A 13,943-nucleotide genomic window follows, 5' to 3' on the forward strand; every position below is an offset into this window, starting at 1 on the left:
TAGATGCTTGGAGCTCGCGAGCACCCGGTAAGGCGCACACAATCTGCGACCACCGACCAGTGTGCCATGACTTGGCCAATCACGCCGGGCGAGCCGAAAAGTTTTCCGTATCCTAATTACCGTTGGAGGGATCCGCATGGATGTGATGGCCCAAGAGCTGCTCGAAGGGCTCACTCGCGCATGCCCGCAGGGCACCATCACGCATGCGCGCACCGTCCCCGGACGCCCCGCGCGCCATGTTGAATGGCCGCAGTGGACAGATGAGGCGCTGCGCACGACGCTTATCGACGCTTCCATCACCCTCCCGTTTTCCCACCAGGCCGAATGCGCCCAACTCGCGTGGGACGGCCGCGATGTGGTGGTGGCTACTGGGACGTCGTCAGGCAAATCTTTGGGTTACCAACTGCCGGTGCTGACGACGCTGGCGGAGGATCCGACCGCGTGCGCGATCTACCTGACGCCGACGAAGGCGCTGGGATCCGATCAGCTGATGGCGGTGAATACCCTCATTAAGGGTCATCCGGTGTTGGGTGGGGCTGGTTCCGCCCCTATCAACCCCGCACCCTACGACGGAGACACACCTACCGAGGCTCGTCCCGTGGTGCGGGAGACCACCCGCTTCGTGTTCACCAACCCCGACATGCTGCACGCCGGCATCCTCTCCGGCCACCCGAAGTGGGCCCGGCTGCTGCGCCACCTGCGGTACGTCGTGGTGGACGAATGCCACTCCTACCGCGGCGTTTTCGGTGCCAACGTCGCGCTGGTGCTGCGTCGCCTAGACCGAATCGCCCGGGCCTATGGGTCGCGGCCAGTGTTCGTGTGTGCTTCTGCAACGGCCACTGACCCCGCCGTCCACGCGTCCCGTCTGACCGGCCGCGATGTGACCGCTGTGACAGAGGATGGCGCCCCCACCGGCGAACGCACCTTCGCCTTGTGGGAGCCCGGTTTCATCGAGGGTGCCGAGGGCGAGAACGGCGCCCCCGTCCGCCGCGCCGCCACCACAGAAGCAGCCACGATCATGGCGGACCTGGTCGGGGCCGGTGCCCGCACGCTGACGTTCGTGCGCTCCCGGCGCGCTGCCGAGATCGTGGCGATGCGCGCGGCTGAGGATTTGGTTGCCGCCGGCCGGGCCGACTTCGCCCAGCGGATCGCCTCCTACCGCGCTGGGTACCTTGCTGAGGACCGTCGCGCGTTGGAGCGGGATCTCGACAACGGTGACGTGCTCGGCATGGCCACGACGAACGCGCTGGAACTCGGCATCGACGTCGGCGGGCTCGACGCCGTGGTCATGGCGGGGTTCCCCGGCACCGTGGCCTCCTTCCGGCAGCAGGCGGGCCGGTCGGGCCGGCGCGGGCAGTCGTCCCTGGTGGTCATGGTTGCCCGCGACGAGCCGATGGACACCTACCTGGTCCACCACCCTGAGGCCTTGTTGGACCGGCCGGTGGAGAATAGCGTGTTCAACCCGTGGAACCCGTTCATTCTGCGGGGGCATGTGTATTGCGCGGCCGTCGAGAAGCCGCTCACGCCCGATGAGGTGGCAGCCAGCGACAGCATCGCCCGCACCGTCGCCGAGCTGGAAGAGCAGGGTTTCCTGCGTCGCCGCGCCAAGGGCTGGTTCGCCGTGCCGCAGTTGGACGGACCCATCACGCCGGAGTCGGCGCATGCCTCGGTGAGCCTGCGCGGCGGCACTGGTGAAGAGGTCATGATTGTCGATGTCACCGACGGCCGCCTGCTGGGCACCGTCGATTCCGCCCGCGCCATGTCGCAGGTGCACGACGGGGCTGTCTACGTCCACCAGGGCGAATTCTTCGTCATTGAAGAGCTCGACCTGGAGGGCTACGTCGCGCTCGCCCGCCCGGAGATGCCCGACTACTCCACGATGGCGCGGTCCACCACGGACATCGCTGTCATCGGCACGGTGGACAAGGTCAACCCCTCGCCTGGGTTGTGGGTGGCCAGCGTGGATGTGGAGGTCACGGACCGGGTGACGGGGTACGTCGTCAAGCTTTCCGACGGCACCACCTCCGAGCACATCCCCCTCGACTTCCCACCGCAAACCCTGGTCACACGGGCGGTGGCCTACACGATCGACCCGGTCGTGCTCGACGAGCTGGGTATCGCCGCGGGCGACGTCCCCGGCACCTTGCACGCCGCAGAGCACGCCGCGATCGGCCTGCTGCCTCTGCTGGCCACCTGCGACCGGTGGGACATCGGCGGCGTATCCACCGCCCTGCACCCGGACACGATGCTGCCCACCGTGTTCGTGTACGACGGCCACCCTGGCGGCGCCGGCTTCGCCGACGAGGGCTACGCCCGCTTCCACGAGTGGATCGCCGCGACCTACGATGCCGTGAAGTCCTGCGGATGCGCTACTGGTTGCCCGTCGTGCGTGCAATCGCCGAAGTGCGGCAACGGAAACCAGCCGCTGGATAAAGCGGGCGCGCTGAAGTTGTTAGGCGCGCTGGTCACCATGACAGCTGGGTTGAGCGACCGCGTGCGCTGAGCCCCTGGCTACCGGTGGCCCGGCAGCACCGCGGTCACAGCGGCCCGGCACGCGCCGTCGCTTCGGCATGTCTCGCCCCACCCGCCGTGCGCACGGCAGCGGTGACGATCACGTCCGCACCGTCGATCGTGCAGGTGCGTACCTCCGCGTCGTTCAAGCTCGCGGTTTTCTCCGCAGTGGAGCACACCTGCGACGCGGTATGTCCCGTGTAGAGCGCAGTTGCCCCGGCGACGGCAGCGAGGTCCGCCGCCACCTGCGCCCGGTGCGTGCCGGCGGTGTGGCTGACCAGGCTGGCCACCACCATTGCCAAGCTGACCACGGCAGCGACGATGGAGGCGGAGAGGATGGTGGCGTGGCCGCGGTCGTCGATAAGCGTGCGCATCAGCGGAACTCCACCGGATACACCGCGGTAGCGCGCATCGGGCGGATAGTCGCGGGGACCTCCGCCGTCACGCGCACGACCTCGGCATCCTCGGTGACAGTGACGCTGATCCCGTCCCGCGGCGGGGTGTAGGTGATGCCGATGGCGTGGGAGCGCGCCGCCGCACCCGCGACGTCCACAGCCGTGATGTAAGAGGCCATGGTGGAGATCCCCGCCACGATCGCCGCAGCCACCGTGACCAACACGGCGAGCGACAGCGCGGCCTCGATCGTGACGGAACCGCGGTCAGCGACGAGCACCTTTCTCATCAGCGCCACCCTCTACCTAACTCGGTGTGTTGGACAGCGCGTCGGTGATGATGCCCTCGATCGCGCTGACCACCCCGTCGCCGTTGATCACCATGTACAGCACCGCGGCGAGAGCGGCTGCGGCGAGACTGCCCATGGCGTATTCGATGGTGGACATTCCGCGCTCGTTGCGCAGGGCAGCGGCACCTGAGGCTGCACGTTGGGATGCTCGTGCGTAGGCGCGCAGCGTGGCGGCGTTGAGCTTATCGACGGCCCCACGCAGGCCCATCGGCGCGGACTGGATGTTGTTCTCGGTGGGATTGATGATGGCTGCAGTCATGATCGTGTCTCCTTTTCTGATGACGGTGTGTCTTGAGAGTTGTTTGCTTGGTTCGTGCTGGTTTTTCTGGTTCCTGGGTTGTGCGCTGGTTATCTCCGTTCTCTGGTCTTTCATCCACCCCCGAACATGTCTGACCCCAACCCGATGACCACGGGCGCGAGCCCGAGGACGAAGAACGCCGGGAGGAAGAACGCGGCGAGCGGAATGCTGATGAGCACTCCGGCGCGTTCTGCGGCCGCCGTTGCGTCGTCGGCTGCGTCAGCGCGCAGGGACTCGGCGATGCGGTCGCAGGAATCGGCTACCGCTGATCCTGAGGCGTGCGACAACGTGACCGTCGACGCCAGCTCTTCGCATCCTGGGACGCCGTGCATGACGGCCCATGCGCGTTCGGGTTCAATCCCGAGTTCGCTGTAGGCCACAACGCGGCGCCAGAGCTGCCCCAGCTGCGTGAGCTGACCCGATTCCCCCGTGTCCCCCACGTTTTCCCCCTCGTTGCGTGCTTCATCCTGGCCACCCTGTTGGTAGCTTTCTGCCACTGCGGCGGCTGCCGCGGCGGCCGGTAACCCCGCGCGGAAGCAGGCGGCGAACAATTCAATGTCGCTGGCGATGCGGTGCTTGTCCCACCGCTTTTGCTGCTTCCCCCATCGACTGGTGTTGCCGGGCCCGTCGCGCGGGGCCTTCGGGTCCCGGGTGGACTCACCAATCCGGCCCGCTGGTCCCACCCCAGGCAGAGCAAGTGCCCCGGCGAGGAAGGCTGTCGCCAGCACCGTGCTTATCGACGCACTCATCCCGCCGCCCTCCCGATGATCGCCTGCGACGTAGCGAACCCGGCGCAGACGAGCGCTGTTCCCACCAGCAGCAACAGGCCGCCGAGCCCTCCGCCGGTGAGTAAGGCCACCGGACGGGCACCCATTGCTTGCCCCATGAGGATCCCCGCCAGCGGCAGCACGGACAGGACCACTGCAGTTGCCCGAGGACCCGCCAGCGCCGCCGTAGTGGCGTTGCGGTGCCGCACAGCGTTGTCCAGGCGGGACCGCGCGCTGCCGAGCAGGTCCGCAACGGGAATGCCCAGCTTGGCCGATAATCCCCACAGGACACCGACATCCCGCAGCTCAGGCAGGGGTGACGCCGCCAGGATCGCCGCACCCGATCCGCCGCTTCTCGTGTGGGCGGCCACGCGGCGCAACTCGCTGGCAAGATCCGCTGGAGCGTTGTCGGCAGTCTGCTCTCGGCGGCCCGGGCGCATGCCTCGGCTACGCTCGATCCAGCGCGTAAGGCTGCGACCAAGTGGCCGAGGTAACCGGCAGCGGCAACGGCACGGTCGTGGTGGGCGCGGCGCCGGCGGGCCGCCACCACCGAGTGGATGGCTGTCGCCCCGGCGACACACACGCTGAGCAGCAGCGTCGCCCGGTCCGTCGCGAGCACTGCAAGCACAGCCACCACACCACCGATCCCCACCAAGGGACGCAGGGCCGCCTGAGTCATCGGGGCGGATCTTTGACCGATGCGCAGTGCAGGACGCGCAGGCGGCACGCACAGGGCCAGGGCGAGCAGCAGCGCAGCCGGCCACGAAATCACTGAGATCACGGCTGCACCCCCAGTTCCGTGCAAAGCTCCCGGTACCCGTCGCGCTGCCCGGCGCGCGAATCCCACACGACCCGCGGCACCACCGGGTTGCCTTCCAGCACACCGATCTGGTGGACAATGCGTCGGCCGTCGCTCTCCCGGCGCATCACGATCACCACATCCACCGCCGCTGCCAGCTGCGAGTGCAGCGCTTCCCGGTCGAGCCCGCCGAGCACCGCCAGAGCTTCCAACCGGGCGGGCACCTCATCGATGGAGTTGGCGTGAACAGTCCCCGCACCCCCGTCATGGCCTGTGTTCAGCGCGGCGAGAAGATCGACAACCTCCGCACCACGGATCTCCCCCACCACGATCCGGTCGGGCCGCATGCGCAGCGCCTGTCGCAGCAAGTCGGCAATAGTGATCTCACCTGCGCCTTCCGTGTTCTTCCCGCGCGAGGTCAGGTTGACCACGTGCGGGTGCGCCGGAGTCAGCTCCACAGTGTCCTCGATCACGACGATGCGCTCGTGCTGCGCGACCTGCGCGAGCATGGCCGCCAGCAGCGTCGTCTTGCCTGTCCCGGTGCCACCGACAACCAGAAAAGCTTTTCGCTTATCGACGACTCCCCTCAGCACCGCCTCCCTTTCCCCATCCACAGCCCCAGAGGAACGCAGCTGGTCCAACGTGGCCGTCTTGCTGCGCAACACGCGCAGGGAAATGCAGGTGCCGCCCGCGGAGGTGGGGGCGAGGATGGCGTGGAAGCGTAAGACGGTGCCGTCGATACGTGAAAGGTGTCCGTCGGCGTACGGCTTCGCGCTGTCGAGGCGGCACCCGCAACTGGCGGCTAGGCGCGTGGCTAGGCGGCGCACAGCATCGTCGGAACCCAAGCTCATGTCCGCGCGCTCCAGCCCACTGCCGCGGTCGAAGAAGATGTCATCGGGGCCGTTGACGCAGATGTCGGTGACCCCGTCCATGGCGAGCAACGTCTCGAGCGGCCCTGCTCCGGTTGTTTCGTCGCGCAGAGCACGCATGATGTCCAGCACGTCGAGGTCACTGATGACCACTGCCTCTTCACGGATGAGACCCGCGAGTTCAGCCGGTGACGTGAGAGACGGGTCGTCAGCAAGGCGGCGTTGCACGGCGGCGATGATGTCTGCGCGCTCCATTAGCTCGCCGCCTTCAAAATCGTTCGAGCTGCCGCGGTGAGTGATCGCGGCAGGCGCACCGGCAACCCGCCGACTTCGACTGCGCGGACGAGCTTCGGAACGTGCTTGACTTCCGCCACCACCTCCGTGCTGGTCACGTTCTCCATCTCCTCGGCGGTCATTCCGGACCAGCCTCGGTGCCGCAGCACAATGGACACGGGAATGTTCGCGCCCCGGCATTCCGCGGTTATGAGCGCGGTGGCAGCGGCCGCTCGGACCTCTGCCGGCGCAAGGATGAATGCGTGGTCGCACCGGTTGGGCAGCCCGTCTGCAGGCGCGTCAACGACGGTCAGTCCGCCCGTGCCCAGCGCTGTGACGACCCGGTCGAGGTCCCCCGCGGCCACGCGGCTAATCCCCGCCGCTTCGGGCACCACCGTCCGGGCCCCGGTGAGCACCCCGATCCCGTCCTTCGTCACCGGCAGTGCCTGGCGCAGTTGTGACCGGTCCACACTGCCTTGGCCGATGTCGAGGTCACCCCAGCGCGCACCGACAACGTCCTCGACGCCGAGCAACAGGTCGATCCCGCCGGAGTAACGGTGGGCGTCGACGATAACGGGTTGTACCTCCGTCGACGCTGTGCGGGCAACGGCCGCCGCGAAGGTGGACGTTCCCGCACCACCAGCCGCGCCGATGAACGTCAGTACTGTGCCCGTCGTCGCAGTGCGGGCACTGGCAACCCCGGTTGCCGCGCGCAGTGCTAACTTCCCAATCGCTCCGAGGAGGTCGGCAGCCTCCGCCGGCAGCGCGAATGAATCGGCCGCGCCCGGTGGAGCCTTGTCGGTTGTTCCACCGGTGGTGTCGCTGCGCAGGTGGAACACTCCGTGGCGCTCGGGAAGGCCGGTGAGGGCGGGGAGGTTCTCGTCGTCGATAAGCACGGCGAAGGCGCGGGAGTGGTGGCGGGTGATGTCGGCGGGACTGTGGGCGTCGATCAATGGGCGGCCCGTTGCGGCCGCGAGGTGCGTTGCCTCGGGGTGCACGATCGGGTCGCCGACGGCGATGAGGATGGGTGCTGTGTCGCTGCGCATGGCTTCACTGTGAGCGCTGCCAACCCCCAGCTCAAGCGGTTGCTTTCGGCCCTGTGGACAACCCCCGTTTTCGCGGACGTGTCACCATTTTTCTGTGGATAGATCTGGCGCTTACCGCGCATTGTGCGCACTGCAGTGACCACAACTAAGGGGCCAGGGAACCGGCCGCTGCGGCGACAGCATGCGGAGAGAATAAGAGACGGCCCGCGCTATCGGGGGGGGTGCGCGGGCCGTCTTACCCGGCCACAGGGGGGGATCGGGCCGGGGCCGGCCACACTGTATATCGGGGCCGTGCAGATCTGATTATGGCATATAAATTCGATTCTGCACAAGACCCAAACTCAGATAGTTCGAAAAATATTTCGAAGCCCCCGTACAAACGCATGTGAGCTGGCTGTTTTCCGCGGCAAGTTGGGCAGTTTGTGGATGTAGAATCATTCGCATGACAGATACTGGCCCGGATCACAGCGCCGCAGCGTCACCAGCGTCACCGCAACGCGTCGGCGAAGGCACGGGTGAGCGCGTGGCCGCGTTCTTCGACTTGGACAAAACAATCATCGCCACCTCGTCGGCCTACGCCTTCGGTCGCGGGTTCATGGACAACGGGTTGATCACACGCCAGGAGGCGTTAGAGCTCTACCTGTCCAAGACGTCGTATATGTTCTCCGGCCACTCCAGTGCGAAGATGGATGCGACCCGCGACCGCATGGCGGCGATGGTGAAGGGCTGGCCAGTCGAGCAAGTGCGCGACGTCGTTGCCGACACCATGGTGAGCGTGGTCACCCCAGCGATTTACTCCGAGGCCCGGGAACTCATCGACTACCACCGCGCGCAGGGCCACGACCTAGTCATCCTGTCCGCATCCGCGTCCATCCTGGTGGAGCCGATCGCGGCAGAGTTGGGCATCGAGACAATTGTGGCAACAGAGGCGGAGGTCAAAGACGGAAAGCTCACCGGCGAGATCACCCACTATCTCAAGGGCGACGCGAAGGCGGATGCGGTGCGGCGCCTCGCCGACGAGCGCGGGTATGACCTTGCGCGCAGCTACGCGTACTCCGATTCGCTTACCGACGTCCCCATGCTCGCGATGGTCGGCCACCCCGTCGCCGTGAACCCCGACCGGGGGCTGCGCAAGCATGCGGCAGCAAACGGCTGGGACATCCGCAGCTTCAAGAACCCGGAGCCCCTCTTCCCCTCCCCCGGCGCGAAGGAGATCGGTATCGGCGCCGGAATGGTCGCCAGCGTCGCCGCCCTGACTGCTTTCGGCGTGTGGCTAGCCCAGCGCCGCAAGAGCGCTTAAGGCCCAGCGTTACCTACGTCACGCATTCAGCGGGAATGTCATATACAGTAGACTTCCGTTGAGATAGGTTGAAAAAGGCTCAAAGCAAGGTTGAGAATCTGCCTGCAATGGGCGGGGCCCACCCGAGGAAGGTTTTAGAACAGTGAGCAACGACGGGATGTACACCAGCGGATCGACCAGCTACAAGGCGAAGATCGATTCCATCCCCCTGCGCGACACGGACGTGACGCAGCCGGGCGCGGACTCTTTGGGCACCCTGGTGTCCAACGCCACCGAGCAGGTTTCCAGCCTTGTCCGCAACGAGATTGAACTGGCTAAGACCGAGGTTGTCGGTGAGGCTAAGAAGGCAGCGATCGGCAGCGGCATGCTCGTCGCCGCCGGTGTGATTGCACTGTTTTCCACCTTCTTCTTTTTCTTCTTCCTGGCCAAGCTGATTGCCATCTGGACGAATGACGCATGGGGCTTCGGCATCGTCTTCCTGCTCATGCTCATCACCGCAGGCATCCTCGCCCTGGTGGGCGTGAAGCGCTTCCAGGCGATGAAGAAGCCGGAGAAGACCATCCAGTCCGTCAACGAGCTCAAGGGCCTCGTCCCGGGCCAGGCACAGAAGAACCTGGAGAAGGACACCTCCGAGCTGTACACCTCCTACGGCACCGGCACCACTGTTCCGGCTGGCTACCCCACCGCGCAGGGCACCGGCTCCACCAAGGTGACCGACTAAGTACCGCTTAATTTTTAGCTGTTTAGCCCGCGCATTGTCGCGGGCTTTTCGCTTATCGACGCACCCCCATGAAACAACCCATCTCCCCGAACACTGTCGCCCTTCCCGGCCCGTTTGAGCACGTCATGCTGCACACCCGCGGCATTCGTCTGCACGCAGTTGTCGCCGGGGATCCGCGCGACCCGCTCGTGTTGCTCATTCACGGCACATTCGGAGCGTGGCTGGACTTCCGCCACGTGATTGAACCGTTAGCTCAGGAGGGGTTCCACGTCGCGGCCGTGGACATGCGCGGTTACGGGATGTCGGACAAGCCCCCGTCGCGCCCCGGCGACGATACGTTGTTGGCCGTCGGGGACATCGACGGCATGATCACCGCCCTCGGGCACGAGCGCGCGCACCTTGTCGGCCATGACACTGGAGGGGCGTTGAGCTGGGTGTATTCGGCCGCTTACCCACACCGCGTCGACAGTCTCGTCGCCGTGTCGGCAGCCCACCCCTACGATCTGCGCAGCTACATGCGCCGGCGGCCATGGCAGCTGATCTACATGACCACGCGCGTGGCTATCGGATGCCTCCCCAGCTGGTTCCTGCGCTGGTTCGCAGGAGCGATTCCGCAGGTGTGGCGCAGCGAGCTGACCATCAACACCCAGCCGGGTTTCCACCGGTCCGACGCGTTCACTGAGACCCTCGCTCTGCGCGTGCAGGCCGCCAGCATCCACAACGCACTGCGCGGGATCATTCACAACTCCCGCATGCTCACACCGAAACTCATCTCGCTGCCGAACAAAGCCAACGCCAACGCGCCAACCCTCGCTCCTGTGCTGCTCATCCACCCGCCCCAAGACGTGTGGACGCGTATCGACGAACTCTCCAGCGCCCGCACCCGCGGCCCCCTGGCCCGCACGAGCATCCCCGGGGCGAAGAACGTGCCCCACGTGGAGAACCCACAGGGCTTCGTTGAGGCCCTCACGAACTTTCTCTCGTGAGCGTCATGCCACGCATGCTTGCGTATCGACGGCCGCGGTCAACCCCACGTACTCCCCCACCACACGCTGCACCTGGTCCATGGTGAGCGCGAAACCAGTCTCGGAGCCGTCGACAGCCGTGCCGAAAATGACCCCGACCACGGCGCCGTCGGGCGCGATCACCGGGCCGCCGGAGTTGCCGGGGCGTACGTCCCCGCGCAGCGTGTAGGCCTCCCGCTCCGTGCGCCCGGTGGCGTAAATGTCCGGGCCGGACACCATGATGCGGTCCCGCACGCGCGCCGGGGACGCTGTGAACGGGTTGGTGCCGGGATAGCCCAGGACGACGACATCATCGCCGGTATGGGCTGGGTCCTGCGCGATCCGCACCGGCTCAATGCCTAAGTTCGGGATGTGGAGGACCGCGAGATCCACCTCCGGGTCGAAGAACACCACGGTGGCCTGTTTGACCCCTACCACGGTGTCCAATTCGACCTCGTCGGTGCCGGCAACGACGTGGGCGTTGGTGATCACGTAGTCCGGTGCGGCCACGAACCCGGACCCCGACATGTGCCTGCTGCAGCTCGTCGAGTCCCCGAGGACATGCACCACTCCGGCGCGCGCCGCGTCAATGATGGCCGGGACGACCGCCTCCGGATTCACGGCCTCAACGTCTGCGCCCGCTCCTTGGAAGGGGGAGACTAAGGGAGGCAGGCCGGTGACGTCGATAAGCGCGGCGATATGCTCAGGCACCTTGTTGGCCCAGCTCGGTGCGACGCTGTCGATGGCGGTGAGCACGCGGGATTCCCGCACGCCTTTACCCAGCGAGCCACCGGCGTTGGCGGCCACCGGGATGGCCACGAGCCACACCATCACTACCGCGATGACCAGCTGCAACAATGCGCCCACTGCGGAGTCCCACCGCTGGGTCGTTTTGGAGCGCATCCGTTCCCGCAGCCCTGAGCCGACTGTTGTGCCCACGATGTTTCCCAGCGCGACGAAGAGCACCACCGTGGCCAGCAAAAGGAGCACGCGAATGCTGGTGACATCCGCAAGGTCCACGACGAAGGCCGACACCACGATGCCCACGACCAGACCCGCGGCAATTCCCAGCGCGGCGAATCCGGCCGAGAAGGCACCATGCCGCCAGCCGCTGCGGAGCGACGCTAGGAAAATGACGCCAAGGAACACGTCTACAAGGATCGCTGCGGTCACTAGAAACCGTGCCCTTCACCGTTGCGCGACGAGCGCAGGGCATGCCGCAGGTCGACAGCATCCTTGTGCTCCCAGGGTTCCTCCCACCCGGCCTCGCGGATCATGACCGACAGCAGCGAGGCCGTGAACCCCCACACCACGTAGCCGTGGAGCTCGAAGGCGGGCCCGGACCAGCCCAACCGGGCGACACGGAAGCGGTTGTCGGGGTTGATGAGGTTGCTGAGCGGGACGAAGAAGACATCGTCATTCTCATTGGGGCTTGCAGACCACACCTCCCCCGGCTCCTGCGCATACGCCAACACGGGGTTCACTGGGTTGCCCGATGGGCCCACTGCGATGGTCTCAAGGACCGCCAGCGGCACGACGCGCTCGGGCTGCAGGCCCGTTTCCTCCCGGGCCTCACGCAGTGCCGCGTCGATCGGGCCGGAGTCCTGCCGGTCCACCTTCCCGCCAGGGAAGGCCATTTGGCCGGAGTGGTTCCGCAACGACGGCGTGCGGTGCGTGATGAGGATCTCTGCGTCATCCGGCAACGTCGCCGCCTCGGGATCACCCGTGAAGCACATGAGCACGGCTGCCCGCTTCGATTTCTGGGACGCAAACCGCATGTGGCCCTGCATCTTCGTGACCAAGCTGGCACTGCCCGGCGCGGACAGCTTGTGGGTCAGCGGGTCCAGCCACTGGGGCGCACGCTCCGGCTGCAGCATCGCGGACATCTCGGGAGTCTCAGACATTTAGAGCACCTCCTCGACGGCCGCGGCAATGTCATCGGCGTCGGTAAACGGCGTGGGCACCACGCCAGCAGTCTCCTGCCCGCGCAACACCACCAGCACCGGCACGACCGGGGGCAGCTTCAGCTGGGCAGCGAAAAGGTTCTCGGTGTCCTGGTAGCTCGGAAGGGTCACGCCAAGCTCGTCGAGAAGCGCGGCGCCGGCCTGCGCGTCCCCGTCCGCGTGCACGCCGACAACGCTGTATTCGGGGTGTGCGTCCGCGAATTCCTGCAGCGCAGGTAGCTCCTCACGGCACGGTTCGCACCACCACGCCCACAGACTGACCACCGTAACCTGGTCATCGGCCACAGCCCCGTCCGCTGAAGTCGCCCCCAAGCAGGGCAGCTCCACCCCACCGACAGTCCCGGTCGGGCAATCAGGTCGGCTGCCGGCTTCTATTTCGCTCACAGTGTTGGTCACGGTGCTGCGCTCCCCCGCGCCCTCCTCACCTTCGGGCGCTGCGCTGTTCGAGCCCAGCTGCCCCCTCAGCATCGACACCGCGCCGACCACCACCAGCGCCGTTGCGGCGAGGATGGCGAGCACGCTGATCAGCACACTGCGCTTCACTCGCTCTCACCCCGCCCCATCATGTCCAGGATGTGCTCGCGCTCCGGCCCGGTCACCAACTTCTCAGCCTCGTCCCACTCAACAGGGCCCGTTCCGAAACTCGGGCAGTCAAACGCCACCGGGCACGCCCCGCACGCTGGTTTGCGGGCATGGCACACGCGCCGGCCGTGGAAAATGATCCTGTGCGAGAACATCGTCCACTCACGCTTCTCAATCACGCTGGCAATCGCGTGCTCGATGGCGACGGGGTCGGTGATAGATGCGTCGATAAGCATCATGCGGTGCACCAGGCGCTGAAAATGCGTGTCCACGGTGAGTCCCGGCATCCCGAACGCATTGCCGCGGACCACGTGCGCTGTCTTGCGGCCAACGCCGGGCAGCTTCACCAGATCCTCGATCGCGGTAGGCACGTCGCCGCCATGCTTATCGACGAGCGCCTCCCCGATCCCCTTCAGATGCCCCGCCTTCGCGCGGAAGAACCCTGTCGGTCGGATGATCTCTGCGATCTCGTCGACGTTGGCCGCCGCGTAGCTCGCCGCGTCGGGGTAGCGCCGAAACAGCTCCGGTGTGACAGAGTTGACGCGCACGTCCGTCGTTTGCGCACTGAGTACGGTGGCAATGAGCAGCTCGAGCGGATTGGTGAAGTCCAGCTCCGCGTGCGCATCCGGGTAGGTCGCGGCCAGCGTGCGGTTGATTCGCCTTGCGCGACGGGTGCGCCCCAGCTCAGTCTCTGTACCTTTTGACGCGGGGTGCGCGCCGGGGCGGCGGAAGCGCACTGGCGTGACGGAGCCTGCTGGACTTCCTGCTGCATCTGGGGCGGACATGCACACAACTATAGCGATGGGTGCCACCGGCTCCGCTCCGAGGAACTACCATAGGGAACCATGATGAGTGTTCTCTTCGCGCTTTTGGCCCCGCTGTTCCTCGCCGTGTTCGTTGTGGCCATGGAACGTCTCGAAGTCGCTGTCGTGCACCCTGCCTAGAAGCGGACTAAACACGGCCTCAACGCGGTCTAAATGCGCATTTTTTATTTTGGGGTAGGAGTAAACCCGCATGATTCTCCGCCTGTGCCCCAGTGCGCGTGATAGAGTCGCACAGTGTGACGT

At 66.2% G+C, this 13,943-nt stretch carries 15 protein-coding genes; 4 read left to right on the plus strand and 11 right to left on the minus strand.

Annotated elements, in window-relative coordinates; translation table 11 throughout:
* Nucleotides 1-136 precede the first annotated feature (136 nt).
* Nucleotides 137-2,503 carry a DEAD/DEAH box helicase gene (locus KBX07_RS04235; RefSeq protein WP_256023142.1) on the plus strand — a complete coding sequence of 789 codons (2,367 nt, stop codon included), beginning with the start codon at nucleotides 137-139 and terminating at the stop codon, nucleotides 2,501-2,503.
* Between the two features lie 34 nt (nucleotides 2,504-2,537).
* Here the strand turns inward: KBX07_RS04235 and KBX07_RS04240 are convergent, their stop codons facing one another.
* The 7 genes from KBX07_RS04240 to ssd all read right to left on the minus strand — a co-directional run bounded on the left by KBX07_RS04240 (nucleotide 2,538) and on the right by ssd (nucleotide 7,305).
* Complete coding sequence (locus KBX07_RS04240) at nucleotides 2,538-2,885, minus strand: Rv3654c family TadE-like protein (protein WP_256023143.1); 348 nt, start codon at nucleotides 2,883-2,885, stop codon at nucleotides 2,538-2,540.
* A complete protein-coding gene (locus KBX07_RS04245; protein WP_255996235.1) occupies nucleotides 2,885-3,193 on the minus strand; it encodes a hypothetical protein in 309 nt (102 codons plus the stop codon). The genes KBX07_RS04240 and KBX07_RS04245 overlap by 1 nt, the downstream gene beginning before the upstream one ends.
* Before the next feature lie 16 nt (nucleotides 3,194-3,209).
* Entirely contained in the window at nucleotides 3,210-3,461 is a 252-nt protein-coding gene (locus tag KBX07_RS04250) for a DUF4244 domain-containing protein (RefSeq protein ID WP_256018293.1), read from the minus strand.
* Between the two features lie 161 nt (nucleotides 3,462-3,622).
* Nucleotides 3,623-4,300: a type II secretion system F family protein gene (locus KBX07_RS04255; protein ID WP_256023145.1), complete on the minus strand. Its 678-nt coding sequence runs from the start codon at nucleotides 4,298-4,300 to the stop codon at nucleotides 3,623-3,625.
* Nucleotides 4,297-4,758 (minus strand): type II secretion system F family protein, encoded by a 462-nt coding sequence (locus KBX07_RS04260; RefSeq protein WP_256023147.1) that lies wholly within the window; start codon nucleotides 4,756-4,758, stop codon nucleotides 4,297-4,299. The genes KBX07_RS04255 and KBX07_RS04260 overlap by 4 nt, the downstream gene beginning before the upstream one ends.
* 337 nt (nucleotides 4,759-5,095) lie before the next feature.
* Nucleotides 5,096-6,241: a TadA family conjugal transfer-associated ATPase gene (locus KBX07_RS04265; RefSeq protein WP_256023148.1), complete on the minus strand. Its 1,146-nt coding sequence runs from the start codon at nucleotides 6,239-6,241 to the stop codon at nucleotides 5,096-5,098.
* Complete coding sequence (gene ssd, locus KBX07_RS04270; protein WP_256023150.1) at nucleotides 6,241-7,305, minus strand: septum site-determining protein Ssd; 1,065 nt, start codon at nucleotides 7,303-7,305, stop codon at nucleotides 6,241-6,243. The genes KBX07_RS04265 and ssd overlap by 1 nt, the downstream gene beginning before the upstream one ends.
* A 442-nt stretch (nucleotides 7,306-7,747) precedes the next feature.
* On the opposite strand from ssd, the gene KBX07_RS04275 reads away from it, so the two are divergent.
* The 3 genes from KBX07_RS04275 to KBX07_RS04285 all read left to right on the plus strand — a co-directional run bounded on the left by KBX07_RS04275 (nucleotide 7,748) and on the right by KBX07_RS04285 (nucleotide 10,312).
* Nucleotides 7,748-8,605: an HAD family phosphatase gene (locus KBX07_RS04275; RefSeq protein WP_256023152.1), complete on the plus strand. Its 858-nt coding sequence runs from the start codon at nucleotides 7,748-7,750 to the stop codon at nucleotides 8,603-8,605.
* A 142-nt stretch (nucleotides 8,606-8,747) separates the two neighbouring features.
* Nucleotides 8,748-9,326, plus strand: a complete 579-nt coding sequence (locus tag KBX07_RS04280) for a phage holin family protein (protein ID WP_005287193.1) — start codon at nucleotides 8,748-8,750, stop codon at nucleotides 9,324-9,326.
* Nucleotides 9,327-9,394: 68 nt separating this feature from the next.
* The gene (locus tag KBX07_RS04285) at nucleotides 9,395-10,312 is read left to right on the plus strand and encodes an alpha/beta fold hydrolase (protein ID WP_256023153.1); all 918 of its coding nucleotides are present in this window, start codon (nucleotides 9,395-9,397) and stop codon (nucleotides 10,310-10,312) included.
* Nucleotides 10,313-10,315: 3 nt separating this feature from the next.
* Here KBX07_RS04285 and KBX07_RS04290 read toward each other — a convergent pair whose 3' ends face one another.
* Genes KBX07_RS04290 through nth form a run of 4 tightly spaced genes read right to left on the minus strand, consistent with a single transcriptional unit; the run spans nucleotide 10,316 to nucleotide 13,661 of the window.
* Nucleotides 10,316-11,503, minus strand: a complete 1,188-nt coding sequence (locus KBX07_RS04290; RefSeq protein ID WP_256023154.1) for a MarP family serine protease — start codon at nucleotides 11,501-11,503, stop codon at nucleotides 10,316-10,318.
* Entirely contained in the window at nucleotides 11,503-12,234 is a 732-nt protein-coding gene (locus tag KBX07_RS04295; protein WP_256023156.1) for a CoA pyrophosphatase, read from the minus strand. The genes KBX07_RS04290 and KBX07_RS04295 overlap by 1 nt, the downstream gene beginning before the upstream one ends.
* Nucleotides 12,235-12,837 carry a TlpA disulfide reductase family protein gene (locus tag KBX07_RS04300; RefSeq protein WP_256023157.1) on the minus strand — a complete coding sequence of 201 codons (603 nt, stop codon included), beginning with the start codon at nucleotides 12,835-12,837 and terminating at the stop codon, nucleotides 12,235-12,237.
* Entirely contained in the window at nucleotides 12,834-13,661 is an 828-nt protein-coding gene (gene nth / locus KBX07_RS04305; protein ID WP_255996246.1) for an endonuclease III, read from the minus strand. Before nth ends, KBX07_RS04300 begins: the two co-directional genes overlap by 4 nt.
* Nucleotides 13,662-13,943: the final 282 nt, after the last annotated feature.

The sequence above is a fragment of the Corynebacterium sp. CCUG 70398 genome (assembly GCF_024454055.1).
GTDB classification, from domain to species: Bacteria; Actinomycetota; Actinomycetes; order Mycobacteriales; family Mycobacteriaceae; genus Corynebacterium; species Corynebacterium genitalium.